This is a genomic window from Kitasatospora cathayae (assembly GCF_027627435.1).
GTDB classification, from domain to species: domain Bacteria; phylum Actinomycetota; class Actinomycetes; order Streptomycetales; family Streptomycetaceae; genus Kitasatospora; species Kitasatospora cathayae.
The window spans coordinates 7,751,177-7,776,463 of sequence record NZ_CP115450.1; the positions used below are offsets into that span (position 1 = coordinate 7,751,177).

The following is a 25,287-nucleotide window of genomic DNA, read 5'->3' on the forward strand; positions in this document are numbered from 1 at the left end:
GCAGGAACCAGCCGCCACGCCCCGCGCGGCGTTCTCGCGCGGAGCGTGACAGGGAATCCCCGTGCCTTAGCGCGAGGAGTCTGGGTGTCAAGAATCAGCGGCGGCGGGCGAGGTGCGCGGTGATGTCGGCGTCCAGTTCGACACGCTCCGGCAGCACCGCGAGGATCCGGCGGAACGCCTGCTCCCGTACGGCGTCCGCCAGCATGAGGTACGCCGAGACGGTCGACAGCAGGCCGACGTAGTCCTCCGAACTCATCGTCAGACGCTGTGCGATCACAGCCTGTCGGACGTCGGCGAACCACTCGGAGCGCCGCAGCTCGGTGCCCGGCCACTGCAGTTCCTGCGCCAGCGGTGTCCCGTCCGGCGCCGGGAGCTCGTCGCTCTCCAGGAACGGCGCGCGGGCCGCCCGGACGGCCTCCGCGACGGCCGGATCGGCCGGCCGGACCGGTCCGCCGAAGGAGGCGAACACACCGCCCGGCTCCACCAGCCGGGCGATCAGCTCCCACCGGCCGTCCGGCCGGGTCCAGTGCAGCGAGGCCGCCGCGTAGACCAGGTCGTACCGCTCACCCGGCTCCAGCTCCTCGAACGCCGAGCGCACCGTCCGCACCTCCGCCGGGACGTGCCTGCGCAGCTCGGCGAGCATGGCGGCGTCGGGCTCGGTCGCGGTGACGGCGAGGCCGCGCACGGCGAACAGTCGGGTCGCCTTGCCCGTCCCGGCACCGATCTCCAGGGCGGTCCGCACCGGCCGGCCGGCGTACTCCGCGACCAGCTCGAAGAGCTCCTCGGGATAGCCGGGCCGGTACCGCTCGTAGGCCTCCGCGACCGTCCCGAAACTCAGCGCACGTTCAGGCATCCCGGACACCCGGCAATGCCAGCCAGTCCTGCCAGCTGACGTCCCGCCCCAGGAAGCGCGGCCGCCGGAACGGCCAGTCGGCGGCGATCCACTGCGGCACCAGCGCGTCCAGCGCCCGCTCCACCTCGCCGCCGACCAACTCGTCCACCACCCACCAGGAGATCTCCCCGTCGGCGCCGGCCCGCTCCGGCGGGTCGATGTACACACAGCCACGGATCGCCGTCTCGGCCCGGTCCAGCAGCACGTAGTTGAACGACTGGTGGGCGGCGATCTCCCGTTCGTGCCGCGCCAGGTCCGCCCGGTTCGCCTCGGCCGTCATCGTCTCCGACGGCCACCCCCAGGCCGGCCCGAAGATGCCGAACAGCCGCTCCCGCGACCCCATCACGGCCGGATAGTCCAGCGGCGCATCCGCCTCCCTGATCGGCCGCAGGTGGTACGCCCCGTCGAGCAGCGGCACTTGGAGGGGATGGACGAAATCAGCAGGCAGCCAGGTCATGCCGCCGAGGCTATCCACCGGTCGGCGGTCGGCGCACGGAATATCCCTCCCGCACGCGTGGAACGACCCTGGGCGCTAAGGCCGCGACCCCGGTGACGCCTGCTGGCTGTCGTAGTGCTCCTGGGCGGCGAGGAGCTCGTCTCCGTGCCGGCCGAACCACTGGATGAGGTCGGTCAGCGGCCCGGCCAGGCTGGTACCGAGTTCCGTCAGGCTGTAGGTGACCTGGGGCGGGTTGGTGGGCGCGACATGGCGACCGACGAGCCCGGCGCGGGCCAGTGCCTTGAGGTTCTGCGACAGCATCTTCTGGCTGATGCCACCGACTCGTTGGTGCAGCTGCGCGAAGCGGTGCGGGCCGGCGATGAGGGCCGAGATGATCAGTGTCGCCCAGCGGCTGGTCGTCTGGTCCATGATCGGCCTGAGTGCGCACTTCTGGTCGAAGGTGTCGTGGGCGAGGAGTCGGGCGGCTGTCGCGACGTGCTGAGTTTCCATCACCGCAGGAGCTTACAAAAAAGTAGGTACTTCCGAGTCGTAATGGCCTTTCCTACGGTGACTTGTGCAAGCACCAACGTTCGAGGAGTCACTGTGAGCAGGAGCAGCAGCAACGCACGTACGGCGATCGTCACGGGCGCATCGAAGGGCCTGGGAGCGGGGATCGCCAAGGCGCTGGCCGGGACCGGCGCGGCCGTCGTGGTGAACTACCGGGAGGATGCGGAGGGCGCCGAGCGGGTCGTCGCGGACATCACCGCCGAGGGCGGCCGGGCGGTCGCGGTCCGGGCGGACGTGGCCCGCGGCGACGACGTGCGCCACCTGTTCGCCCGGGCGCGCGAGGAGTACGGGCCGGTCGACGTGCTCGTGAACAACGCGGCCGTCGCCGCCTTCGCGCCGCTGTCGGGCATCACCGAAGAGGAGTTCCAGCGCGAGCTGACCACGAACCTGCTGGGCACGATCCTCACGACGCAGGCCCTGGCCGCGCAGGACGACATCGGCACCGCGTCGATCATCAACGTCTCGACGGCCGGCACGCTCACCCACCCGCCGTACGCCTCGCTCTACGTCGCCTCCAAGAGCGCCGTCAACGCGTTCACCATCGTCGCGGCCAAGGAGCTCGGCCCGCGCGGCATCCGGGTCAACGCGATCATGCCCGGACCGTCGGACACCGAGGGCAGCAGGGCCATGGGATTCCCCGGCTCGCCCCAGGAGGCACAGGCGATCGCCGAGACCCCGCTGGGCCGAACGGGCACCCCGGACGACTACGGCCCACTGGTGGCCTTCCTGGCTTCCGACGACGCGCGCTGGATCACCGGGGACGTCATTCTCGCCTCCGGCGGGATGCGCTGACACGGCCCGCGGGTGACGGGGTGACGGTGCAGCAAAACAAGCAGGCATGATTGCTTTTTTCTCCGGCCGGTGCCACGCTGCTGCCCGGCGGCACGCGTGCGGGGTGTCGCCAACCCACCGGCAGGGGAGGCGCATTGGCGCACGCGAGCTCGGTACTGCGGATCGGCAATGCCTCGGGGTTCTACGGGGACCGCTTCGCGGCGGTGCGGGAGATGCTCACGGACGGGCCGCTGGACGTGCTCACCGGGGACTATCTCGCCGAGCTGACCATGCTGATCCTGGCCCGGGACCGGCTGAGGGATCCGTCGCTCGGGTACGCCCGGACCTTCCTGCGGCAGATGGAGGAGTGCCTCGGGCTGGCCCGGGAGCGGGGCGTGACGGTCGTGGTGAACGCGGGCGGCCTCAACCCGGCCCGACTCGCGGATCAGCTGCGGGAGTTGGCACAGCGCCTCGGCGTCCCGACCGCCGTCGCCCACGTCGAGGGTGACGACCTGCTGCCGCGCCGGGCCGAACTGGGGCTGCCCGAGCACCTGTTGGCCGCCAACGCCTACCTCGGCGGGTTCGGGATCGCCGCCTGCCTCGCCGGGGGCGCGGACGTGGTGGTCACCGGGCGGGTGACCGACGCCGCGCTGGTCGCCGGGCCTGCGATCGCCCACTTCGGCTGGACCGCCACCGACCTCGACGCCCTCGCCGGGGCGGTGGTGGCCGGGCACGTCCTGGAGTGCGGCGCGCAGGCCACCGGCGGCAACTACGCCTTCTTCCACGAGCACGACGTGGACCGTCCCGGCTTCCCGCTGGCCGAGCTGTACCCGGACGGCTCCAGCGTGATCACCAAGCACCCCGGTACCGGCGGAGCCGTCACCGTCGGCACCGTCACCGCCCAACTCCTGTACGAGACCGGCGGATCGAACTACCTCGGCCCCGACGTCACCGCCCGGCTGGACACCGTCCGGCTCACCGAGGAGGGCCCGGACCGGGTACGGATCGACGGTGTGCGCGGGGAGGCCCCGCCGCCCACCCTGAAGGTCGGCTGCAACCGCCTGGGCGGCCACCGCAACGAGGTGGTGTTCGTCCTCACCGGCCTGGACATCGAGGCCAAGGCCGCCCTGGTGAGGCGCCAGTTCACCGCCGCCCTGCCGCCCGAGGCGCGCCCGGCCGAGCTGCGCTGGACCCTCGCCCGCACCGACCACCCGGACGCCGCCACCGAGGAGGCCGCCTCGGCCTTGCTCCGGCTGACCGCCCGGGACCGCGACCCGGCCAAGGTGGGTCGTGAACTGGGCAAGGCCGCCGTGGAGTTGGGCCTCGCCGGGTATCCCGGGTTCCACCTCACCGCCCCGCCCGGCCCGGGTGCGCCGTACGGGGTGTTCACCGCGTCGCACGTCGACGCCAAGCTGGTCGAGCACACCGCCGTACTGCCGGACGGCCGTCGGATCGCCGTCCCGCCCGCCCCGGTGACGAGCCAACCCATCGACGTCGAGCAGGAGTTGCCCGAGTCTCTGCCACCGGGCCCGACCCGCCGCGCCCCGCTCGGCCTGCTGCTCGGCGCCCGCAGCGGCGACAAGGGCGGCGACGCCAACCTGGGCGTCTGGGCCCGCAGCGAGGAGGGCTGGCGCTGGCTCGCGCACACCCTCACCGTCGAGAAGCTGCGCGAACTGCTCCCCGAAACGGCTGAGTTGACCGTCAGGCGGCATTTGCTGCCGAACCTGAGGGCGGTCAACTTCACCCTGACCGGCCTGCTCGGCGAGGGCGTCGCCGCCCAGCACCGCTTCGACCCCCAGGCCAAGGCCCTGGGCGAGTGGCTGCGCTCGCGCCACCTCGACATTCCGGAGGCTCTCCTGTGACCGCCCTGCCCACCCGCGTCGACCCGGCCGGGCCCGAGTACGCCGAGCACCGGGCCGCGATGACCGCCAAGCTGGCCGCGCTGGACGCCGAGCACGCCAAGGCGCTGGCCGGTGGCGGGTCCAAGTACGTGGAGCGCCACCGCAAGCGGGGCAAGCTGCTGGCCCGTGAGCGGATCGAGCTGCTGGTCGATCCGGACTCGCCGTTCCTGGAGCTGTCCCCGCTGGCCGCCTGGGGCAGCGACTACCCGGTGGGCGCGGCGCTGGTCACCGGCATCGGCGTGATCGAGGGCGTCGAGTGCGTGATCACCGCCAACGATCCGACGGTGCGCGGCGGCGCCAGCAACCCGTGGACGCTCCGGAAGGCCCTGCGGGCCAACGAGATCGCGTTGCGCAACCGCCTTCCGTTGGTCAACCTGGTCGAGTCGGGTGGCGCCGACCTGCCCAGCCAGAAGGAGATCTTCATCCCCGGCGGCGCCCTGTTCCGCGACCTCACCCGGCTGTCCGCCGCCGGAATCCCCACCGTGGCCGTGGTGTTCGGCAACTCGACGGCCGGCGGAGCCTACGTGCCGGGGATGTCCGACCACACCGTGCTGGTCAAGGAGCGCGCCAAGGTGTTCCTCGGCGGCCCGCCGCTGGTCAGGATGGCCACCGGCGAGGAGGCCGACGACGAGTCGCTGGGCGGCGCCGAGATGCACGCCCGCACCTCCGGTCTGGCCGACCACTTCGCGGTGGACGAGGCGGACGCGCTGCGGATCGCCCGCCGGATCGTCGCCCGGCTCGACCACCGCAAGCCCGGCCCCGACCCCGACCGCTTCGCCGAGCCGCCGAAGTACGACGAGGAGGAGCTGCTCGGCATCGTCCCCGGAGACCTCAAGGTGCCCTTCGACCCGCGCGAGGTGATCGCCCGGATCGTCGACGGCTCCGACTTCGACGAGTTCAAGCCGCTCTACGGCACCAGCCTGGCCACCGGCTGGGCCCGCCTCTTCGGCTATCCGGTCGGCATCCTGGCCAACGCCCAGGGCGTGCTGTTCAGCGCCGAGTCCCAGAAGGCCGCCCAGTTCATCCAGTTGGCGAACCAGCGGAACACCCCACTGCTGTTCCTGCACAACACCACCGGCTACATGGTCGGCAGGGACTACGAGCAGGGCGGCATCATCAAGCACGGCGCGATGATGATCAACGCCGTCGCCAACTCCACCGTCCCGCACCTGTCCGTACTGATGGGCGCCTCCTACGGGGCCGGCCACTACGGCATGTGCGGCCGGGCGTACGAGCCGCGCTTCCTGTTCTCCTGGCCGAGCGCCAAGTCCGCCGTGATGGGCCCGCAGCAGCTCGCCGGGGTGCTGTCGATCGTCGCCCGCCAGTCGGCCGCGGCCAAGGGGCAGCCGTACGACGAGGACGCGGACGCCGCGATCCGGGCGATGGTCGAGCAGCAGATCGAGGCGGAGTCGCTGCCGGTCTTCCTGTCCGGCCGGCTCTACGACGACGGCGTGATCGACCCGCGCGACACCCGCACGGTGCTCGGCCTGTGCCTGTCCGCGATCCACAACGCGCCGGTCGAGGGCGCGCGCGGCTACGGCGTCTTCCGTCTGTGAGAGGGCAACCGACCATGACCACGATCACGAACCTGCTGGTCGCCAACCGTGGCGAGATCGCCCGCCGGGTGTTCCGCACCTGCCGGGGGCTCGGCATCGCGACCACCGCGGTGCACTCCGACCCGGACGCCGGTGCCCCGTACGTGCGGGAGGCCGACGGCGCCGTCCGGCTGCCCGGCGCCGCGCCGGCCGACACCTATCTGCGCGGCGAGCTGATCATCCGAGCGGCTCTCCAGGCCGGCGCGGACGCCGTCCATCCCGGCTACGGATTCCTCTCCGAGAGCGCCGAGTTCGCGCGGGCCGTGCTGGACGCGGGCCTGGTGTGGGTCGGTCCGCCACCGGCCGCGATCGCCGCGATGGGCTCCAAGACCGCTGCCAAGCGCCTGATGGCCGCCGCCGGGGTACCCGTCCTGGGCGCGCTCGCCGAGCCGACCGAGGCCGACCTGCCGGTGCTGGTCAAGGCCGCGGCGGGCGGCGGCGGGCGGGGCATGCGGGTCGTCCGCCGCCTCGCGGACCTGCCCGCCGAGCTCGAGGCCGCCCGGGCCGAGGCGGGCAAGGCCTTCGGCTCGGACGAGGTGTTCTGCGAGCGCTACCTGCCCACCGGCCGGCACGTCGAGGTCCAGCTGCTGGCCGACGCCCACGGCACGGTGTGGGCGGTCGGCGACCGCGACTGCTCGCTGCAGCGGCGGCACCAGAAGGTGATCGAGGAGGCCCCCGCCCCCGGCCTGCCGGCGGACGTACGGGCCGAGTTGCACGCGGCGGCGGTGACCGCAGCCCGGGCGATCGGCTACGTCGGCGCCGGCACCGCCGAGTTCCTGCTCACCGAGGACGGCCGGTTCTTCTTCCTGGAGATGAACACCCGCCTCCAGGTCGAGCACCCGGTCACCGAGGCGGTCACCGGCCTGGACCTGGTCGCGCTCCAACTCGCCGTCGCCGAAGGGGAGCAGCTGCCCGGTCCCACCCCGCCGCCGACCACCGGCCACGCGATCGAGGCCCGGCTGTACGCGGAGGACCCGGCCAGCGACTGGCAGCCCGCCACCGGCGCCCTGCACCGGCTCGAACTCACCGTCGAGCACCAGGAGTTCACCGACGGCGAGGTGCGGCTTGACTCCGGCGTCGAACCCGGCAGCGAGATCACCCCGCACTACGACGCGATGCTCGCCAAGGTGATCGTCCGGGCGCCGACCCGCGCCGCCGCGGCCCGCCGGCTGGCCGACGTACTCGCCCGCGCCCGGATCCACGGGCCCGCCACCAACCGGGAGCTGCTGGTCCGCGCGCTGCGGCACCCGGACTTCCGGGCCGGACGCCTGCACACCGGGTTCCTCGCCGAGCACGCGGCCGAGCTCACCGCCCCGGATGCCAAGGGTGCCGCCCGTGCCGCTCTGGCCGCCGCCCTCGCGGACGCCGCCGCCCGCCGCACCGCCCTGCCGTCCGGCTGGCGCAACCTCCCCTCCCAGCCCCAGTCCAAGCGCTACCGAGCCCGGGACGGAGGCGAGTTGGAGGTCCGCTACCGCCGAACCCGGGCCGGACTGGCGGCCGATGACCACCCGGACGTCGAACTCATGGACGCCCAGCCCGACTTGGTCATCCTGCGCGAGGGCGAGGTCCAACGCCCGTACGCCGTCGCCCGTTACGGCGACCGGGTGTACGTCGACACCCCGACCGGCAGCACCGCGCTCACCGCGCTGCCGCGCTTCCCGGACCCCACCGCCCAGACCGACCCGGGCGCCCTGCTCGCCCCGATGCCCGGCACCGTCCTGCGCACCGCCGCCGCCGTCGGCGACACCGTCACCGCCGGCCAGCCGCTGCTGGTGCTGGAGGCGATGAAGATGGAGCACCGCGTCACCGCTCCTACCGACGGCACCCTGGTCGAACTGCGCGTCACCCCCGGCGAACAGGTCGAGCTCGGCACCCTGCTCGCCGTCGTCAAGACCCCCCAAGAAGCCTGAGAGCCCGCCCCCAAGAGGTCTGAGGAAGGACCCCCGCATGTCCGGCATCGGCAGTCAGCTCCTCGAAACCCCCGAACGCACCGCCCTGCGCACGGCCGTCGGCGACCTCGGCCGCCGCTACGGCTCCGCCTACTACCTCGCCAAGGCCCGGGCCGGCGAGCCCGCCGACGAACTGTGGGCGGAGGCCGGCAAGGCCGGCTACCTGGGCGTCAACCTGCCCGCCGAGTACGGCGGCGGAGGCGGTGGCATCACCGACCTCGCCATCGTCCTGGAGGAACTCGGCACCGCCGGCTGCCCGTTGCTGCTGCTGATCGTCTCCCCGGCGATCTGCGGCACGGTGATAGCCCGCTACGGCACCGAGGAGCAGAAGCAGCGCTGGCTGCCCGGGCTGGCCGACGGCACCCGCCGGATGGCCTTCGGCATCACCGAGCCGGACGCCGGCAGCAACTCGCACCGGATCTCCACCGTCGCCCGCCGGGACGGCGAGGACTGGCTGCTGACCGGCCGCAAGGTGTTCGTCTCCGGCATCGACCACTCGGACGCGGTGCTGTTCGTGGCCCGCACCGAGGACGCACGCACCGGCAAGCTCAAGCCCTGCCTGTTCGTCGTCCCGCGGGACACCCCCGGCTTCGAGTACCGGTCGATCCCGATGGAACTCGTCGCCCCCGAGAAGCAGTTCCAGGTCTTCCTGGACGACGTCCGACTGCCCGCCGACGCCCTGGTCGGCGACGAGAACGCCGGCCTGCTCCAGCTGTTCGCCGGCCTCAACCCGGAGCGGATCCTCACCGCCGCCTTCTCGCTCGGCCTGGCCCGCCAAGCGCTCGGCAAGGCGGTGGAGTACGCGAAGACCCGCACCGTCTGGTCCACCCCGATCGGCGCCCACCAGGGCCTGGCGCACCCGCTGGCCCAGTGCGCGGTGGAGATCGAGTTGGCCCGGCTGATGACCCAGAAGGCCGGGCTGCTCTACGACGCGGGCGAGGACGTCGCCGCGGGGGAGGCCGCCAACATGGCCAAGTACGCTGCCGGGGAGGCCGCGGCGCGGACCGTCGACCAGGCGGTGCAGACCCTCGGCGGCAACGGCCTCACCCAGGAGTACGGCCTGGGGGCCCTGCTGGCCGCGACCAGGGTCGGCAGGGTCGCCCCGGTCAGCCGGGAGATGGTGCTCAACTACGTCGCCCAGCACACCCTCGGCCTGCCGAAGTCGTACTGATCCGGCGAAACTGACTCGGCGAAGCGGTCTACCGAACCCCCGGGCGCAGCAGTCCGAGCCGGTAGTACACGGCCGGTCCGCTGAGGTTGTCGGCGTGCCGACCACGAGGGCGGTGGCGGCGGCGAGCAGGCGGCGGGCGGACGGAAGGCGGGCGGAGGTGGGTCTCACGGGGGGTGCTCCAGGATCCGGGCCCCACCCGGGGGCGGGCGGCCGTGCTGCATCGCCGTCCGGGTGGGCGCCTTCGGGATCAACCGCGCCACGCGGGCTCCGCCCCGGTTCCCCACAATGGCCCAGCCCGCCCCCTGACTGTCCGTATGCTCCTGCACGCACCCCGAAAGCATTTGGTTGTCGCGTCAACTTCCTTCCTGGAGGCATGCCTTGGTGTTCCGAAGCGCGTTCCCGGACGTCCCCGACGTCGACCTGCCGATCCACGACGCGGTGCTCTCCTCGGCCGCCCGCTACGGCGAGCGGACCGCCCTGATCGACGGCATCACCGGGGAGCGGGTCAGCTACGCCCGGCTCGCCGCCTCGGTCGAGAGGGTCGCCGCCGGACTGGCCGAGGCAGGGGTGCGCAAGGGCGACGTGGTCGCCCTGTTCAGCCCCAACTCGGTCGCCTACCCGATGGCCTACTACGGCGCCACCCGGGCCGGCGCCACCGTGACCACGGTGTCCTCGCTGAGCACCCCCGGCGAGCTGGCCGGCCAACTGGGCGACAGCGACGCCCGCTGGCTGATCACCGTCTCCCCGTTCCTGCCGACCGCCGTGGCGGCCGCCGACCTGCTCGCCGGCACCGGCCGCCCGCTGCTCGGGACGATCGTCCTGGACGGCGCCGAGGGCCACATCTCGCTCGCCGACCTGCTGGCCACCACCGGCCCCGCCCCCGAACCGGCCATCGACCCGGGCGAGGACATCGCCGTCCTGCCGTACTCCAGCGGCACCACCGGCCTGCCCAAGGGCGTGATGCTCACCCACCGCTCGATCGCCACCAACCTCGCCCAGACCGACGCCCTCTACCGCCCCGCCGAGGGCGAACGGGTGCTCGCCGTACTGCCGTTCTTCCACATCTACGGCCTGACGGCACTGCTCAACCAGCCGCTGCGGTGCGGCGCCACCGTGGTCGTGCTGCCCCGCTTCGACCTGGAGCAGTTCTGCCGCACGATCGAACAGCACCGGGTGCAGGGCCTGGTGGTCGCCCCGCCGATCGTCCTCGCGCTGGCCAAGCACCCCCTCGTGGAGGGCTTCGACCTCTCCTCGGTCGAGTACCTGCTGTGCGCGGCCGCCCCGCTGGACCACGAGCTCGCCGAGACCTGCGCCCGCCGGCTGGGCCTGCCCCACCTGCTCCAGGGCTACGGCATGACCGAGCTGTCCCCGGTCACCCACGTGGTCTCCCCGACCGACCGCGACCCCTCGCCCGGCTCGGTCGGCCGGATGGTGCCCTCCACCGAACTGCGGATCACCGCCCTGGACGGCTCCGGCGACGACCTCGGACCGGGGGAGCAGGGCGAGCTGCTGATCCGCGGCCCCCAGGTGATGAAGGGCTACTTCGGCCGCCCCTCCGAGACCGCAGCCATGGTCGACGCCGACGGCTGGCTGCACACCGGCGACATCGGCCACGTGGACGAGCGCGGCTACCTGTTCGTCGTCGACCGGGTCAAGGAGCTGATCAAGTACAAGGGGTACCAGGTCGCCCCCGCCGAACTGGAGGCCGTGCTGCTCGGCCACCCGGAGATCGCCGACGCCGCCGTGATCGGCGTCCCCGACGCCGACGGCACGGAGTGCCCCAAGGCCTTCGTGGTCCGCGTCCCCGGCAGCGGCCTGACCGCCGAGGAGGTCACCGGCTACGTCGCCGGGCAGGTCGCCCCGTACAAGAAGGTGCGCGCGGTGGAGTTCGTGGACGCCGTCCCCAAGTCCGCGGCCGGCAAGATCCTGCGCCGCGAACTGCGCGCCCGCGAGGCCGACCGGGCCGGGGCCGCCTCCTGAAGGCCGGGGCCCCCGGCGGACGAAGACCGCGGCCCGTCTGTGAGGATCGACCCGCCGCGCCCCCACCGGAACAGACCCCGTCGATACAGGAACCGCCACCCGCCATGACCAGCCACCCCGCCGTCCGCACCCCCCAGCAGGACCGCAGCCGCGCGACCCGGGCCCGGCTGCTCGCGGCCGCCGTGGACTGCCTGGCCGAGCTCGGCTGGCAGGGCTCCACCGTCACCGTGGTCGCCGAACGGGCCGGCGTCTCCCGGGGCGCCGCCCAGCACCACTTCCCGACCCGCGAGGACCTCTTCACCGCGGCCGTCGAGCACGTCACCGCCGAGCGGCTGGCAGCCGTCCGCGCCCACGCGGACGAACTGCCGGCCGCCGGCCCCGACCGCACCCGGGCCGTGGTCGACATGATCGTGCGCCTCTACACCGGACCGCTGTTCCGGGCCGCCCTGCACCTGTGGACCGCCGCCGCCACCGAGGAGGTCCTGCGCGAGCGGATCATCGCCCTGGAGGGCCACGTCGGCCGGGAGGCCCACCGGGCCGCCGTGGAGTTCCTGGACGCCGACGAGAGCCGCCCCGGCGTGCGCGAATCCGTGCAGGCCACCCTCGACCTCGCCCGCGGACTCGGCCTCGCCAACCTGCTCACCGACGACAGCCTCCGACGTTCCGGGGTGATCCGGCAGTGGGCGGGCGTTCTGGAGAGTACGCTGCGCCCGGTACGCCCATGACGCCCGTACAACCGAGCGACCGGACACCCTCTGACCAAGGGGTCGCCGGGCGCCCGATGTCCGTGCAGTCTGGAGAAGAAACCCGGCCGGTACGGACCGCGAGGCCCGTCCGGCCGGGCCGAGCCGAACCGGGGTGCTGCCTGAATGCACGGACACGAGTGGGACGCGACCGCCGCCGCCGGCCCCGCGCCGGACGACGATCCCGCACGCCCGGAAGGCCACCGCCTCGTCCCGCTCGCCACGGCCCTGCTCCAGGCCGACGGACTGATCCTGCACTGGAGCGAGGACGCCGAGGCCCTGCTCGGCTACCCCGCCGAAGAGGCCGTCGGCAGCTACGCCGCCCAGCTGCTCACCGACGAGACCGACCGCCCCGCCGTGCTCGACCTGTTCCAGCGGATCATGGCCGGCAGCGGCTCCACCTTCGTCTTCCCGGTCCGCCACCGCGACGGCCACCGGGTCGAGCTGGAGTTCCGCACCTATCCGATCGCCGGCCCGGCCGGCACCCTGCTGCTGCTCGCCACCGCCTCCGACACCCGGGCCCTCCACGCGGTCGAGGCCGACCTCGCCGTGCTGGACGGCGTCTTCGGCCGCTCCCCGATCGGCATGGCCGTCTACGACACCGACCTGCGCTTCGTCCGCATCAACGCGGCGCTGGCCCGGATGAACGGCGTCCCGGTCGCCGGCCACCTCGGCCGACGGATATCCGCCGTCCTGCCCGGCATCAACACCGCCGAGATCGAGCAGATCATGAGACAGGTGCTCAAGAGCGGCAAGCCCGTGGTCGACGCCCGCTCGCACGGCCGCGTCCCCGGCGACCCCAGACGGGACCGCGCCTGGTCCGCCTCCTACTTCCGGCTGGAGGACTCCACCGGCAAGGTCTTCGGCGTCTGCTCCTCGATCATCGACGTCACCGAGCGCTTCCAGGCCGAGGCCCGCGCCGCCCGCGCCCAGGAACGGCTCGCCACCATCGCCGAGGCCACCGCCCGGATCGGCACCACCCTCGACCTCCAGCGCACCGCCGAGGAACTGATCGAGGCGGTCGTCCCCCGGTTCGCCGACTTCGCCACCGTCGACCTGCTCGAGCCGGTGCTGCGCGGCGCCGAGCCCACCCCGATCCCCTCCGACCGCTCGGTCACCCTGCGCGCCGTCGCCGTCGGGGAGAACTACGACACCGGCCTCGCGCACGCCGTGGACGTCGTCGGCGAGACCTCCGAGTACGCCCCCGACCGCAGCTACACCCAGTGCCTGCGCAGCGGCCGCCCGTTGCTGCGCGCCCACGTGGACGAGGAGGTGCTGCGCGGCCTGGTGTCCAGCGAGGACCGGGTCGCCCCCGGGATCGCGGCCGGCATCCACTCGTACCTGATGGTGCCGATCACCGCCCGGGGCATGGTGCTCGGCGGCTCCGAGTTCATCCGGATGCGCAACCCCGAGCCCTTCAACGACGCCGACGTCGCGCTCGCCGAGGAACTCGTCGCCCGCACCGCCCTGGCCCTCGACAACGCCCGGCTCTACCGCCGCGAGCGGGAGACCGCCCTCACCCTGCAGCGCAGCCTGCTGCCGCAGGAGATCCACCGCACCCTCGGCCTGGAGATCGCCTACCGCTACCTGCCCAGCAGCGTGGTCAGCGAGGTCGGCGGCGACTGGTTCGACGTGGTGCCGCTGTCCTGCGGACGGGTCGCCCTGGTGGTCGGCGACGTGATGGGCCACGGCATCCGGGCCGCCGCCACCATGGGCCAGCTGCGCACCGTCGCCCGGACCCTCGCCACCCTGGACATGCCGCCCGAGCAGGTCCTCACCCGACTGGACGAGACCGCCTCGGGGATCGGCGAGGGCCAGTTCGCCACCTGCATCTGCGCGGTCTACGACCCGCTGGAGCGCACCGTCCAGGTCGCCTCCGCCGGGCACCTGCCGCCGGTCTGGGTCGGCACCGACGGCATCGCCCGCCGGGTCGAGGTGCCGCCCGGCGTGCCGCTGGGCGTCGGCGGGGTCGCCTTCGAGTCGATCGACTTCACCCTCCCCGAGGGCGGCATGCTCGCCCTCTACACCGACGGCCTGGTCGAGCGGCGCGGCCAGGACCTGGACCACGGCATCGACCTGCTCGCCCGCACCCTGGCCGGGCCCGGCCGGACGCTGGAGGAGACCTGCGACGCCGTGATCGGCGCCCTGGTCACCGACGGCACCGAGGACGACATCGCCATGATCATGGCCCGGGCGCTGCCGGTGCCCGCCGACCGGATCGCCGGCCTCCCGCTCACCGGCGGCGGCAAGCTCCCCGGCCGGGCCCGCCGCTTCACCCGCGCCACCCTGGCCTCCTGGGGCCTGAGCGCGCTCTCCGACTACGCCGAACTGCTGGTCAGCGAACTGGTCACGAACGCCCTGCTGCACGCCGAGGCGCCGCGCCGGCTGCGGCTGTTCCGCGACCGGGTGCTCACCGTCGAGGTCTCCGACGCCGGCGGCGCGGCCCCGCAACTGCGCCCCTTCGCCGAGCAGGACGAGGGTGGGCGCGGGATGTTCCTGGTCAGCGAGCTGGCCCAGCGCTGGGGCAGCCGGCTGACCAGGGACGGCAAGGTGGTCTGGGCGGAGCTGGAACTGCCCTTCGGGGCTGCGTAGCCCCTTTCGTAGCCCCGGGGCGCGAGAACGCCCGTTCCCGATTCGGGACCGGGCGTTCTCCTCTCTTTCCCGCGCGTCCCTCCTGCTTCCTATGCGCTCACGCGCTCCGACCGGGGAGCCTCCTCGACCGGCTCGACCGGCTCGACCGGCTCGGCCGGCTCGGCCGCCGTCGGGGCGGGGCGCCCGCGCAGCAGCCACCAGGCCAGTGCGGCCGCGCCGACCAGCAGCGCCCCGGCCAGCAGCCCGGCGCTGTTCATGCCGTGCACGAAGGCGTCCTTCGCGCTCGCCACCAGCGGCCGCGCCAGCTCCGGCGACAGCCCCTCCGCCGTCTCCACGGCCGCGCCCAGCGACTCGCCGGCCCGGGCGGCGACCTCCGGGGAGACCCCGGCCGGGACGGCCAGCCCGCTCGCGTAGATCGAGCCGACCACCGAGCCGACCAGGGCGATGCCGAGCGCGGTGCCCAGCTCGTACGCCGTCTCCGAGACCGCTGAGGCGGCCCCGGCCTTGTCGGCGGGCGCGGCGGTCAGCACCAGGTCGGCGCCGAGCGTGTAGACCACACCCTCGGCCGTACCCGTCACCAGGAAGGAGACGGCCAGCAGTAGGTAGGTGCTGTCCTGCTGCAGCCAGCCCAGTACGCCCGCGGCCAGGCCCATCGCCAGCAGGCTGGCGGCCAGCGCCCGGCGCGCGCCGAAGCGCCGGGCGATCCGGGCGGTGAGCAGCCCGCCCGCCACCGAGCCGGCGAAGGCCGGCAGCTCCGCCAGGCCCGCCTGCAGCGGCTGGTAGCCGCGCACCAGCTGGAGGTACTGCGAGACCACGAAGATCACGCCGGACAGGCCGACCAGGGAGATCAGCGAGGCCGTGACGGCGGCCGTGAACCGCCGGTCGCGGAACAGCCGGACGTCCAGCAGCGGGGTCTCCAGCCGCAGCTGACGGCGGACGAAGAGGGTGAGCGCGGCGGCGCCCAGCAGGAAGGTGACCGGGACTTCCCAGCGGGCGACACCGTGCGCGGCGCCCTCCTTGATCGCGTACACCACGCCGATCACGCCGGCCATCGACAGCCCGACGCTCAGCACGTCCCAGCGCCCCGGCTTCGGATCCCTGGACCCGGGCAGCAGCCAGGCACCGGACACCAGCAGCAGGACCAGCACCGGGATGTTCAGCAGGAACACCGACCCCCACCAGAAGTGCTCCAGCAGCAGCCCGCCGATCACCGGCCCGAGCGCCGCACCGGCGGTGGCGGCCGCGCCCCAGACACCGATCGCGGTGGCGCGCTCCCGGTCGTCCGGGAAGAGGCCGCGGATCAGCGACAGGGTGGAGGGCATGATCGTCGCCCCGGCGACGCCGAGCAGCGCCCGGGCCAGGATCAGCCAGCCCGGTCCCGGCGCGTACGCGGCCAGCAGCGAGGCGGCGCCGAAGGCGGTGGCGCCGGTCAGCAGCAGCTTCTTGCGGCCGATCCGGTCGCTCAGCGCGCCCATGCTGACCAGCAGACCGGCCAGTACGAAGGAGTAGGAATCGCCGATCCAGAGCAGCTGGGTGCCGCTGGGGCGCAGCGTCTCGCTGATCGAGGGGAGGGCGAGGGAGAGCACGGTCGCGTCCAGGGCGACCACGGTGACGGCCAGCACCAGGACGGCGAGGCCGGTCCAGCGCTGGCGGGCCGTCAGGGCGGGAGTACTGCTCATGCGCCCACCTCGCTGCGCTCGGCAGACGCTTCGCTCAATGCGCTGCCCTTTGATGCTTCGCTCGCTTCGCTCGCTCACGGGTTATCGGTTTCCGGTTTCCGGTCCGAGGAGCGATGGGTCAAAAGGGAGGCGTCCCGGCGCAGCGCGCCGCCGAGGAACAGCTCGGCGAGCGAGAAGGCGGCGTCGCGCGGGGCGAGCCGGCCGTCCTGGATGGCCCAGCCGATGCCGGCCACCAGGTCGAAGAAGGCCTCGCTCAACCACGCGGCACTCAGCTCGATCCGGAAGACGCCCTCGCGCTGCCCGCGCAGGAAGAGTGCGTGCAGCCGGTCGAGCTGGACCTCCCAGAGGTCGTTGATGTCGTCGTGGCCGTAGAGCTGGTTCTCGCCGGCCAGGAAGGCGCAGAGCATGGCGTCGGGGACGGCGGCGTCCACCAGCCGGCGCAGCGCCGCCTCGGTGTCGCCCTCCTCGACGGCGGCGGTGTCCAGGGCGGTGGCGAAGCGCTGCAGTCCGAGCCGGCCGACTTCGCGGATCAGCGCGTCGCGGCCCGGGAACAGCCGGTGCAGGGTGGCCCGGCTGATGCCCGCGGCGCGGGCGATCTCGTCCAGGTGGGCGGTGGGACGGCGGGACAGCACGCCGACGGCGGCTTCCAGAACGGTGTCGCGGTCGGTGGCCATGACTCGAGTGTAGGCCAGATGAGACGTGGATGTCTCAGATTTGTCCTTGGAATCTCATCTGCGTCATCGGCGAAAGGCATTCGGACGGCAAAAACCGGGGACGGCTGGTGTGCCGCCCCCGGTGGGGTGCTACGCGCTGCGCTCCGGTCAGCTCTGGTTGTAGAACCCGGTGTCGTCGAGCGGGCGGTCGATCACCATCACCTCGACGTCCGCCGGGGTGAGCAGGAAGACCCGGCGGGCGATCCGCTCGATGCCGCCCCGGGTGCCGAAGACCAGCCCGGAGGCGAAGTCGACCATGCGCTTGGCCTCGGCCTCGTCCATCTCGGTGAGGTCCATGACCACCGGGGTGCTCGCCCGGATGTGCTCGCCGACCGTGCGGGCCGCCTCGAAGCCCGTCGGCCGCAGGGAGACGATCTTCGCGGGCGCGGGGACGGCGGGAACCGTCTCCTGATCCACCCACTCGTCGTCGTACACCGCGGCCGGGTAGTTCCCGGAGGGCATCAGCCACCCGTTGTGGTGCTCGTCGCGAAGTGCTCCCATGCCGCGCCTCCCTGCCTCGTCCCGTCTGGTCCCCCGGGGACGCGTGTCCGTTTTTGACACGTCATCCACTCGTCGGAACTGTCCGAGTATCGCACTGTTCACCGGTCCCGTGCCCGCTCGCGGCCCCCGTACGAGTCGCGCCGCACCCGGAAACCCGGGCGGACCCGGGCAAAGAGAGCGACGCGGCGGAGCTCCGTACGGTTGCGCGCGTAGACCATATCGGTCGCGGCCGCCGCGCAATTGACCTTCTGTCAACAATGCGGAAACGATTTCACTCGTCGGTCGAACCGTCCACCAGTTCGTGCAACGAATCCGCGTGGCCGTTGTGTCGCGCGTACTCCTCGATCATCGGATATCAAGCCGGGGATGCCCCCATCTTCGGCCCGAGGGAGGAACCGGCCTTTCCGCGATCGGGTCTCTCCCGGTCGGACCGCCGCGCCGCCCACCGTAGTGAAGCCGGTACGATGGGTGAGCCTCGGTCGGCGATGACCGAACTGACCGGGCCCACCGCCGGGCTGGCGGGAAGTCAGGTCTGTGGAGCCTGTGTAGGACCGATGGGCGGTGCACCGTCCCTCGCTGGTAACCCCAGGTCGGCGACGGGCTGTGAAGCAGAAAGCTCAACCCGCGAGGGAAGAGTCCCTTGCTTCGGTTGGGGAGATGGCAAGTGGACCAGGATCCAGCAGAGCGCACCTCCTGGCCGCGGCGCGGCCGCCTGCCGCTGGTGTCCAGTGGCAGGCGGCCGACGCCTGGCGGGTGGCTCACCGAAGCGACCGGTTGTCAGCCGGCCCTCAGGCCCGGCGGCGGGCCGCGGCCGCCCGCCAGAGCCCGACCAGGCTGCCCAGCACCAGCAGGGCGATCACCCCGGCCGACACCAGGAACGCCGCCGAGCCCGGCTGGTCCGCGCTGGCCGCGGCGGTGACGTACACGGCGGTGGTCGGCACCACGCCGATCGCGGTGGCGAACAGGAAGGGGAGGAAGCGGACCCCGGAGAAGGCCGCGCCGTAGTTGCCCGCCTGGAACGGCAGACCGGGCAGCAGTCGCAGCACCAGGACGCTGCGGAAGCCCTGGTCGGTGAAGCGCCGGTCGAGGGCGCCGAGCACCTTGCCGCGCAGGTACGGCTTCAGCGCCTCGCGGCCCAGTCCCCGGCCGAGCGCGAAGGCCATGGCCGCGCCCAGGGTGGTGCCGAGCACGGCGAGCAGCACCCCCTGCTGGATGCCCAGCAGCAGCCCGGCCACGGCGTTCAGCGCGGGGCGCGGCACGAAGGCGAGCGTGCCGACCGCGTAGACGAGGGTGAACAGCGGCGCGAACCAGTACCCGGGCATCCGGTCCGCCAGGCCGCCGGAGAGCAGGTCCGTCGGGCTCCACAGCAACAGCGAGCCGGCGCAGGCACCCAGCAGCAGCACCAGCAGGCCGAACCGCCACCAGGCCGCGCGGGCCGGGCCGCCCGCGCGCTGCCCGGCGCGGTCGTCGGCGGGCTCGTCGGCGGTCGGGGTGGGGGAGGTCGTCAGGGCGGCGGGCACGGCCAGAGCCTAACCGGTCCCCGGCGCGGGTCGGTCGGGGGTGACGCTCGACGCCGGTGATCGTGATCGGCATGATGGCGGGGTGTCCGGCTGGGCCCACGACCGGGTGGGGCTGGCCACACTCCTGCCCCGGATCAGGGCGGGCGGGGGCTCCGCGCGGTGCACAGTGGGTGCACCGACGGAAGGTGGGGAAGGGCCGTGAGGCGTGTGGGGGCATGGGCGGCGGCAGCCGTGGTGGGGTTCGTCCGGGCGTGCGCGGTCGCGGCGGTGACCCTGCTGGTCCCGGCGGTGTGGGCGGGCGCGGTGGCGCTGGGGTGGTCCTGGGGGCCGGCCAACCCGTGGTCGTGGCTGCTGCCGGTGCTGCTGGTGGGTGCGGGCAGCCTGGTGCTGACCCGCCCGGTGTGCCGGGCGGTGCGCGCCCTGGTCGCGCGCTGGGGCGGCCGTGCCCTGCCGGCGGGATACCGGCAGGCCCCGCCGGTGGTCCGGATGTCCACCGGCTTCTGGTGGAACGGCTTCAGCTACGAGAGGACCCGCCGCGACGCCCTGATGGACCAGCACTGGCGGATCCGCTGGCGCGACCCCGCCAACCTGCGCGACCTGCGGTTCGTCGCGGTCGCCGGGTTCACCGCGGGCCCCGTCGCCGCCCTGCCGCCGCTCGCGCTGGCCGCGGCCGCGCTCGGGCTCGCCCGGCCGGAGGCCCCCGCCCGGCTGCTCGGGGCGCTCGGGCTGCTGCTGGCCGTCGGCAGCGCGCCGTACGCCTGGCGGGTGGTGATACCGGTGGCCGAGCGCTTCCTTCGGCCGTCGCGGGCGATGGCGCTGGCCGAGCGGGTGGCGGAGCTGACCGCGCAGCGGGCGGACGCCACCGTCGCCCAGGCCGCCGAGATCCGCCGGATCGAACGGGACCTGCACGACGGCGCGCAGGCCCGGCTGGTGGCGCTCGGGCTCTCGCTGACGACCGCCCAGCTCCTGGTGGAGCGCGACCCGGAGCGGGCCAAGGCGCTGATGCGGGACGCGCAGGACGGGGCGAAGGCCTCGCTGGCCGAGCTGCGCGGACTGATCCAGGGCATCAGTCCGCCGGTGCTGACCGAACGCGGCCTGGTGGACGCGGTCCGCGCCCTCGCCCTGGACCTGCGGCTGAACGTGAGCGTCGAGACCGAGACCCCGGTACGGGCGGACGCGCCGATCGAGTCCGCCGTCTACTTCGGCGTCGCCGAGCTGCTCACCAATGCCGTCAAGCACGGCGGCGCGACCCGGGCCGGGGTCACCTTCCGCCAGGACGACCACGGGCTCGTCGTCGAGGTCGAGGACGACGGTTCGGGCGGCGTCCGGGAACGGCCCGGCGGCGGGCTCGCCGGCCTGCGCCGTCGCCTCGACGCCTTCGACGGCTCCCTCGAGATCACCAGTCCGCCCGGCGGACCGACCCACGTCAGGATGACGGTGCCATGCGAATACTCGTAGCCGAAGACCTCTACCTGCTGCGCGAGGGGATGGTCCACCTGATCGAGGCCTGCGGGCACGAGGTGGTGGCCACCGCCGCCACCGGGCCCGAGACGCTCGACGCACTGCTGGCCCACCGCCCGGACGTGTCCGTGGTCGACGTCCGGATGCCGCCGACCCAGTCGGACGAGGGCCTTCGGGCGGCGCTCGCGGCCCGCCGCGCGCTTCCCGGCCTACCGATCCTGATCCTCTCCCAGCACGTCGAGCAGCTGTACGCCCGGGAGCTGCTCGCCGACGGCTCCGGCGGGGTCGGCTACCTGCTGAAGGAGAGCGTGTTCGACGCCGACCAGTTCATCGGCTCACTGGAACGGGTCGCGGCCGGCGGGACGGCGATGGACCCGGCGGTGATCGCCAAGCTGCTGTCCGCGAGCCCGCCCGAGCGGGGGCTGAGCCAGCTCACCGAGCGCGAGTACCAGGTGCTCGGGCTGATGGCGGAGGGCCTGTCCAACCAGGCGATCGGACGGCGGCTGTTCCTCAGCGACAGCGCGATCAGCAAGTACACCACCTCGATGTTCGGCAGGCTAGGCATCGCCGATGACGACGACACCAACCGCCGCGTCCGGGCCGTGCTCACGTACCTGAACCAGCCCTGACGGCCAAGGGACTCCGGCCCCGCGTGGAGAGTTCAGGCCGCCGCGTCGAGGAAGGCCAGCAGGCGGTGCCACGCGTCCCGGGCCGCGGCCGCGTGGTCGACGGCCGACTGTTCGAAGAAGTTGTGCGGGGCGCCCGGGTAGGTGACGAACTCGTGGGGGCAGCCGGCCGCGGTGAGGGCCGCGTCGAAGGCGTCGACGGTGGCGGGCGGGATGTGTTCGTCGGCGCCGCCCCACAGGGCGAGGATCGGGGCGGTGAGGCCGACGGCGAGCTGGGTGGGGCCGGGGGCGCCGTTGATCGCGTCCGGGTAGCCGTAGAAGCCGACCGCGCCGGTGAGGCCGAAGCGGGGTGCGGCGGTGCGGAAGGCCTGGCGGCCGCCGAAGCAGAAGCCGAGGGCGACCACCTCGGCCGGGCCGAGGGTGCGCAGCCGGGTGAGGGCGGCGGTGATGTCGGCGTCCAGGGCTTCCGGGGTGAGGGCGAGGAGGTGGGGGAGCACGTTTGGGAGTTCGCCGAATTCCGGCGGACGGTTTTCCGGGGTGGTTCCGGCGGTGCGGCCGTAGTAGTCGAGGACGAGGGCCGGGTGGCCCTGTTCGGCGAGCCGGGCGGCGGTGTGGCGGTAGAACGCGGAAAGGCCCTTGTTGTCCGGCAGGACGAGCACGCCGACTCCGGTGGGCGATTCCGGGCGGGCCAGGAAGGCGGCGAATTCGGTGCCGTCGGTTGAGGTGAGGGTCAGGTCGGCGGCCTCGGCCAGGGGTTGGCGGGCGGGGCCGAAAGCGGGCGGTGCGGCGGTCGGGTCGTAGCACATTTCTCGGAATTCCCCTCACGGATCGCGAAAACCGTCGGGCGCTGGAGCGCGCCCGACGGTCGGTGATGCTAGCGGGGAATTCGGTTATTGGTTCGCCATCATATCGTGGAGAGATCTTTTTCAGAAGAGCTTTCCGGTGACATTGCGGTCACGTTGTCGTCGGTGGAATTCGGTTCGGCCCGGCGCAGTGCCCCGGCGCTCAGCAGCAGGGCGAAGGCGAGCAGGGTGACCAGTCCGAAGGAGACGGTGAGCGAGGTGGCCTGGGCGAGGGTGCCGATCACGGCGGGGGCGATCAGGCCGGAGGTGTAGGTGACGGTGGCGACGCCCGCGATGGCCTGGCTGGGGTTGTTGCCGATCCGTCCGGCGGCCGCGAAGGCGAGCGGCACGATCACCGCGACGCCGACGCCGATCAGGGCGAAGCCGGGGATGGCCAGCGCCGGGTGGTCGGCGGCCACCACCAGCAAACCGCCGAGGGTGGCGATCGCCCCGCCCAGCCGGGTGGCGCGGACGGCGCCGAGGCGGCGGATCACCGCGTCGCCGGCCAGTCGGCTGACCGCCATGGTGAGCGAGAAGGCGGTGTACGAGGCGGCGGCGACGGTGGCCGAGGCGCCGGTGACGTCCCTGAGGTAGACGCCGCTCCAGTCCATCGAGGCGCCCTCGCCGAACACCGCGCAGAAGCCGACCAGTCCGATCACCAGCGAACTGCGCGGCGGCAGGGCGAACCGTGCCGGCGCCTCCGCCTCCTCGGGTGCCCGCAGGTCGGGCAGGCCCCGGCCGACCGGCTGGGCGAGGGCGAGCAACACCAGTGCCGTGAGCGCGAGTTGGAGCCGGGCGTCGAGATCGAGATGGGCGGCCAGGATGCCGAAGCCGGAGGCCAGCAGGCCGCCCGCGCTCCACATCCCGTGCAGCCCGGACATGATCGAGCGGCCGAGGCGCTGCTCGATCTCCACGCCCTGGGCGTTCATCGCGACGTCCGCCATGCCGGCCGTGGCGCCGTACACCAGCAGCACCGCGCACAGGGCCGGCAGCGAGGGGGCGAGCGCGGGCAGCGTGAGGGCCAGGCACCAGAGCGAGAGCAGCCCGCGCACCGCCGCCCGGCCGCCGTAGCGGTGGACGAAGCGACCGGCGAGCGGCATCGCCAGGGAGGAGCCGATCGCGGGCATCACCAGGGCCAGGCCGAGCTGGCCGGGGGAGAGGTCCAGCCGGTGCTGGATCCACGGGATGCGGGTGACGAAGGTGCCGCCGACGGCGCCGTGCACGCCGAAGACCAGCGCGATGCTCAGCCGGGAGCGGCGTGGGTCGGCGAGTGGTTCGGGGGTGGTGACTGTCATCCGGCGTTCCCTCCCGGTCGCGCGGTGCGGGGCGCGACGGTGCCCTGTGGGTGGTCTACGTGCAGGCCGATCGGTCCGCGCGGCGGGGTGGGCCCTCCGGCGGATGGTGTGGCGGGTGCGATCGGGTCGTTTGGTGCGTTCGGCTCGTTCGCTTCGATAAATTATCAGGAAGGGACCCTGATAGAAACACTCTGGAAGGATGATCGGTCATGACCACCGCGCGTACGGCCACGCCGAGCACCGCCCGGGCGATCAACGACCGGCTGGCGCTCAACCTCCTGCTCGAACAGGGCCCCCTCACCGCGACCGAGCTGCGCGACCTCACCGGCCTGTCCCGGCCGACCGTCGCCGACCTGCTCGACCGCCTCCAGCGCACCGGCCTGGTCGCCGTCGTCGGCGAACGCGGCGAACAGCGGCGCGGTCCCAACGCCCGGCTGTACGCACTGGTCGCCTCGCGCGCGCACATCGCCGCCTTCGACGTCCGCGAGGGCGGCGCCGGCCTGGTCGTCGCCGACCTCGTCGGGCGCACCCTCGCCACCGCCGAGGTGCCGGTCGAGGCGTCGGGCGGGAGCGCTGCCGCCGCGTCGCCCGAGGGCGCCGCCGCCGCGATCGTCCGCACCCTGCTGGAGACCGCGCGCGACGCCGGCGTCGAGCGGCTGCACACCGTCGCGGTCGGCGCCCCCGGCCTGGTCGACCCCGCCACCGGGCGGCTGCACAGCACCGGCAAGCTCCCCGGCTGGCACGCCGAACTCCTCACGGCACTACGGGAGTTGCCCGGCACGGACGTCATCCTGGAGAACGAGGTCAACCTGGCCGGCCGGGCCGAGTACCGGGTCGGCGCCGCGCGCGACCGCGACACCTTCGTGCTGATGTGGCTCGGCCACAGCGTCGGCGCCGCCGTCATCCTGGACGGGCGGCTGCGCCGCGGCTTCTCCGGCGGCACCGGCGAGATCTGCTTCCTGCCCGTCCCCGGCACGGTCGGACTGCCCAGCGCGGACAGTTGCGAGGGCGGCTTCCACGGCCTGGTCGGCAGCGCCGCCATCTGCGCACTCGCCCGCGCCCACGGGCTGCCCGCCGACCCGGCCGGGGACGCGTCCGCCGCCGAGGCGGCCGTGCGCACCGCACTGGCCGCCGGCCCGGCGGGCGAACCGTTCCTGGACGAGCTGGCCGAGCGGATCGCGCTCGGCGCGGCCGCGCTCTGCGTGGTGCTCGACCCCGGCTGCGTGGTGCTCGGCGGCGAGATCGGCCGGGCCGGCGGCGCCGAGCTGGCCGGGCGGGTCGAACGGCGGCTGGCCGGGCTCTCCCCGCTGCGCACCGAGGTGCGGGCCGGTACGGCGGGCGGCGGCGCGGTGCTCGCCGGGGCGGTGCTCACCGCGGGGGACGCCGTGCGGCGGGACCTGTTCGGCGAGCCGTAGGGCTTGTCCGCCAATTCCCGCCGCCGCGCGACGCGAATTGTCAGACAAGCCCTTGCGCCCGCCTCCGGACCCCGGCCCCGGGGCGTTTTCCGTTGGCGTCCCCGGTACGGCAGGATGGCGGAGGGGGCGCGTACCCCTTACCTCGAACCACCGTCAGGAGTCGCACATGGGCCAGCCCGAGGTGCCGGTCAACCCGTACCGCATCGGTGAGGCGGCGGCGCTGCTCGGCGTCAGCGCGGACACCATGCGGCGCTGGGTGGACGCCGGACGGCTCGCCGCCGTGCGGGACGAGCACGGGCACCGGATCATCCCCGGCGCCGAGCTCGCCGCCTTCGCCCGCGAGCTGGCCCGGCCGGAGACCGCCGAGGCCGAGGGCCGGCCGTCCTCGGCGCGCAACCGCTTCCCCGGGATCATCACCCATGTGGTGCTCGGCGACGTGGCCGCGCAGGTGGAGGTGCAGGCCGGGCCGTTCCGGGTGGTGTCGCTGATCAGTCGGGAGTCGGCGGAGGAGCTGGAGCTGGTGCCGGGCGCACCGGCCACGGCGGTCATCAAGTCGACCAATGTGATGATCGAGCGACGCTAGCCCCTCCTTGTCGGTCCTTACCGACCACGCCGACCATGCCGACCCGGACCTTCCC

General features: G+C 73.5%; 22 protein-coding genes. 12 read left to right on the top strand and 10 right to left on the bottom strand.

The genetic code is table 11. The features are described 5' to 3' along the window. Positions 1 to 94: 94 nt before the first annotated feature. The 3 genes from O1G21_RS34520 to O1G21_RS34530 all read right to left on the bottom strand — a co-directional run bounded on the left by O1G21_RS34520 (position 95) and on the right by O1G21_RS34530 (position 1,838). Positions 95 to 853, bottom strand: a complete 759-nt coding sequence (locus O1G21_RS34520; protein WP_270149284.1) for a class I SAM-dependent methyltransferase — start codon at positions 851 to 853, stop codon at positions 95 to 97. Beyond that, positions 846 to 1,349: a GNAT family N-acetyltransferase gene (locus tag O1G21_RS34525; RefSeq protein ID WP_270149286.1), complete on the bottom strand. Its 504-nt coding sequence runs from the start codon at positions 1,347 to 1,349 to the stop codon at positions 846 to 848. The genes O1G21_RS34520 and O1G21_RS34525 overlap by 8 nt, the downstream gene beginning before the upstream one ends. Positions 1,350 to 1,424: 75 nt before the next feature. Next, complete coding sequence (locus O1G21_RS34530; RefSeq protein ID WP_270149287.1) at positions 1,425 to 1,838, bottom strand: winged helix-turn-helix transcriptional regulator; 414 nt, start codon at positions 1,836 to 1,838, stop codon at positions 1,425 to 1,427. Positions 1,839 to 1,931: 93 nt separating this feature from the next. Between O1G21_RS34530 and O1G21_RS34535 the strand changes: the two genes are divergently transcribed. The 8 genes from O1G21_RS34535 (at position 1,932) to O1G21_RS34570 (ending at position 14,597) form a co-directional block, all read left to right on the top strand. Continuing rightward, positions 1,932 to 2,687, top strand: coding sequence for an SDR family NAD(P)-dependent oxidoreductase (locus tag O1G21_RS34535; RefSeq protein WP_270149288.1), 756 nt, complete (start codon positions 1,932 to 1,934; stop codon positions 2,685 to 2,687). Positions 2,688 to 2,821: 134 nt separating this feature from the next. Beyond that, a complete protein-coding gene (locus O1G21_RS34540) occupies positions 2,822 to 4,528 on the top strand; it encodes an acyclic terpene utilization AtuA family protein (protein ID WP_270149289.1) in 1,707 nt (568 codons plus the stop codon). Then, positions 4,525 to 6,123 carry an acyl-CoA carboxylase subunit beta gene (locus O1G21_RS34545; protein ID WP_270149290.1) on the top strand — a complete coding sequence of 533 codons (1,599 nt, stop codon included), beginning with the start codon at positions 4,525 to 4,527 and terminating at the stop codon, positions 6,121 to 6,123. The genes O1G21_RS34540 and O1G21_RS34545 overlap by 4 nt, the downstream gene beginning before the upstream one ends. A gap of 14 nt (positions 6,124 to 6,137) precedes the next feature. Then, positions 6,138 to 8,072, top strand: a complete 1,935-nt coding sequence (locus tag O1G21_RS34550; RefSeq protein WP_270149292.1) for an acetyl/propionyl/methylcrotonyl-CoA carboxylase subunit alpha — start codon at positions 6,138 to 6,140, stop codon at positions 8,070 to 8,072. 37 nt (positions 8,073 to 8,109) lie between these two features. Continuing rightward, entirely contained in the window at positions 8,110 to 9,282 is a 1,173-nt protein-coding gene (locus O1G21_RS34555) for an acyl-CoA dehydrogenase family protein (protein ID WP_270149293.1), read from the top strand. Between the two features lie 378 nt (positions 9,283 to 9,660). Further along, positions 9,661 to 11,262: a 4-coumarate--CoA ligase family protein gene (locus tag O1G21_RS34560; protein WP_270149295.1), complete on the top strand. Its 1,602-nt coding sequence runs from the start codon at positions 9,661 to 9,663 to the stop codon at positions 11,260 to 11,262. A gap of 104 nt (positions 11,263 to 11,366) precedes the next feature. After that, positions 11,367 to 11,987: a TetR/AcrR family transcriptional regulator gene (locus tag O1G21_RS34565; RefSeq protein WP_270149297.1), complete on the top strand. Its 621-nt coding sequence runs from the start codon at positions 11,367 to 11,369 to the stop codon at positions 11,985 to 11,987. A gap of 144 nt (positions 11,988 to 12,131) precedes the next feature. Next, positions 12,132 to 14,597 (top strand): SpoIIE family protein phosphatase, encoded by a 2,466-nt coding sequence (locus O1G21_RS34570; RefSeq protein WP_270149299.1) that lies wholly within the window; start codon positions 12,132 to 12,134, stop codon positions 14,595 to 14,597. 89 nt (positions 14,598 to 14,686) lie between these two features. Here O1G21_RS34570 and O1G21_RS34575 read toward each other — a convergent pair whose 3' ends face one another. The 5 genes from O1G21_RS34575 to O1G21_RS34590 form a co-directional block, all read right to left on the bottom strand. After that, entirely contained in the window at positions 14,687 to 16,276 is a 1,590-nt protein-coding gene (locus tag O1G21_RS34575; protein ID WP_270149302.1) for an MFS transporter, read from the bottom strand. Positions 16,277 to 16,350: 74 nt separating this feature from the next. Next, complete coding sequence (locus O1G21_RS34580) at positions 16,351 to 16,950, bottom strand: TetR/AcrR family transcriptional regulator (RefSeq protein WP_270149305.1); 600 nt, start codon at positions 16,948 to 16,950, stop codon at positions 16,351 to 16,353. A 147-nt stretch (positions 16,951 to 17,097) separates the two neighbouring features. After that, complete coding sequence (locus tag O1G21_RS34585) at positions 17,098 to 17,490, bottom strand: cell division protein SepF (protein WP_270149306.1); 393 nt, start codon at positions 17,488 to 17,490, stop codon at positions 17,098 to 17,100. A gap of 271 nt (positions 17,491 to 17,761) precedes the next feature. Beyond that, positions 17,762 to 17,839 carry a mycothiol transferase gene (locus O1G21_RS41575; RefSeq protein WP_348532731.1) on the bottom strand — a complete coding sequence of 26 codons (78 nt, stop codon included), beginning with the start codon at positions 17,837 to 17,839 and terminating at the stop codon, positions 17,762 to 17,764. 439 nt (positions 17,840 to 18,278) lie between these two features. After that, positions 18,279 to 19,010 (bottom strand): TVP38/TMEM64 family protein, encoded by a 732-nt coding sequence (locus O1G21_RS34590; RefSeq protein ID WP_270149308.1) that lies wholly within the window; start codon positions 19,008 to 19,010, stop codon positions 18,279 to 18,281. A 198-nt stretch (positions 19,011 to 19,208) separates the two neighbouring features. On the opposite strand from O1G21_RS34590, the gene O1G21_RS34595 reads away from it, so the two are divergent. Both O1G21_RS34595 and O1G21_RS34600 read left to right on the top strand, forming a co-directional pair. Then, positions 19,209 to 20,468 (top strand): sensor histidine kinase, encoded by a 1,260-nt coding sequence (locus O1G21_RS34595; protein ID WP_270149311.1) that lies wholly within the window; start codon positions 19,209 to 19,211, stop codon positions 20,466 to 20,468. Beyond that, positions 20,453 to 21,100, top strand: a complete 648-nt coding sequence (locus O1G21_RS34600; RefSeq protein ID WP_270149313.1) for a response regulator transcription factor — start codon at positions 20,453 to 20,455, stop codon at positions 21,098 to 21,100. Before O1G21_RS34595 ends, O1G21_RS34600 begins: the two co-directional genes overlap by 16 nt. 32 nt (positions 21,101 to 21,132) lie before the next feature. Here O1G21_RS34600 and O1G21_RS34605 read toward each other — a convergent pair whose 3' ends face one another. Then, positions 21,133 to 21,903 (bottom strand): dienelactone hydrolase family protein, encoded by a 771-nt coding sequence (locus O1G21_RS34605; protein ID WP_270149315.1) that lies wholly within the window; start codon positions 21,901 to 21,903, stop codon positions 21,133 to 21,135. Between the two features lie 98 nt (positions 21,904 to 22,001). Next, positions 22,002 to 23,234 (bottom strand): MFS transporter, encoded by a 1,233-nt coding sequence (locus O1G21_RS34610; RefSeq protein ID WP_270149316.1) that lies wholly within the window; start codon positions 23,232 to 23,234, stop codon positions 22,002 to 22,004. 209 nt (positions 23,235 to 23,443) lie between these two features. Between O1G21_RS34610 and O1G21_RS34615 the strand changes: the two genes are divergently transcribed. Further along, complete coding sequence (locus O1G21_RS34615) at positions 23,444 to 24,649, top strand: ROK family transcriptional regulator (RefSeq protein WP_270149317.1); 1,206 nt, start codon at positions 23,444 to 23,446, stop codon at positions 24,647 to 24,649. Positions 24,650 to 24,815: 166 nt separating this feature from the next. Next, positions 24,816 to 25,232 (top strand): TOBE domain-containing protein, encoded by a 417-nt coding sequence (locus O1G21_RS34620; RefSeq protein ID WP_270149318.1) that lies wholly within the window; start codon positions 24,816 to 24,818, stop codon positions 25,230 to 25,232. Positions 25,233 to 25,287: the final 55 nt, after the last annotated feature.

What these genes read in the sequence shown, in the direction of transcription:
- O1G21_RS34520 (WP_270149284.1), bottom strand. Translation starts at nt 853, where the DNA reads ATGCCTGAACGTGCGCTGAGTTTCGGGACGGTCGCGGAGGCCTACGAG.
- O1G21_RS34525 (WP_270149286.1), bottom strand. Translation starts at nt 1,349, where the DNA reads ATGACCTGGCTGCCTGCTGATTTCGTCCATCCCCTCCAAGTGCCGCTG.
- O1G21_RS34530 (WP_270149287.1), bottom strand. Translation starts at nt 1,838, where the DNA reads ATGGAAACTCAGCACGTCGCGACAGCCGCCCGACTCCTCGCCCACGAC.
- O1G21_RS34550 (WP_270149292.1), top strand. Translation starts at nt 6,138, where the DNA reads ATGACCACGATCACGAACCTGCTGGTCGCCAACCGTGGCGAGATCGCC.
- O1G21_RS34555 (WP_270149293.1), top strand. Translation starts at nt 8,110, where the DNA reads ATGTCCGGCATCGGCAGTCAGCTCCTCGAAACCCCCGAACGCACCGCC.
- O1G21_RS34565 (WP_270149297.1), top strand. Translation starts at nt 11,367, where the DNA reads ATGACCAGCCACCCCGCCGTCCGCACCCCCCAGCAGGACCGCAGCCGC.
- O1G21_RS34570 (WP_270149299.1), top strand. Translation starts at nt 12,132, where the DNA reads ATGCACGGACACGAGTGGGACGCGACCGCCGCCGCCGGCCCCGCGCCG.
- O1G21_RS34575 (WP_270149302.1), bottom strand. Translation starts at nt 16,276, where the DNA reads ATGAGCAGTACTCCCGCCCTGACGGCCCGCCAGCGCTGGACCGGCCTC.
- O1G21_RS34580 (WP_270149305.1), bottom strand. Translation starts at nt 16,950, where the DNA reads ATGGCCACCGACCGCGACACCGTTCTGGAAGCCGCCGTCGGCGTGCTG.
- O1G21_RS34585 (WP_270149306.1), bottom strand. Translation starts at nt 17,490, where the DNA reads ATGGGAGCACTTCGCGACGAGCACCACAACGGGTGGCTGATGCCCTCC.
- O1G21_RS41575 (WP_348532731.1), bottom strand. Translation starts at nt 17,839, where the DNA reads ATGATCGAGGAGTACGCGCGACACAACGGCCACGCGGATTCGTTGCAC.
- O1G21_RS34600 (WP_270149313.1), top strand. Translation starts at nt 20,453, where the DNA reads ATGCGAATACTCGTAGCCGAAGACCTCTACCTGCTGCGCGAGGGGATG.
- O1G21_RS34605 (WP_270149315.1), bottom strand. Translation starts at nt 21,903, where the DNA reads ATGTGCTACGACCCGACCGCCGCACCGCCCGCTTTCGGCCCCGCCCGC.
- O1G21_RS34610 (WP_270149316.1), bottom strand. Translation starts at nt 23,234, where the DNA reads ATGACAGTCACCACCCCCGAACCACTCGCCGACCCACGCCGCTCCCGG.
- O1G21_RS34615 (WP_270149317.1), top strand. Translation starts at nt 23,444, where the DNA reads ATGACCACCGCGCGTACGGCCACGCCGAGCACCGCCCGGGCGATCAAC.
- O1G21_RS34620 (WP_270149318.1), top strand. Translation starts at nt 24,816, where the DNA reads ATGGGCCAGCCCGAGGTGCCGGTCAACCCGTACCGCATCGGTGAGGCG.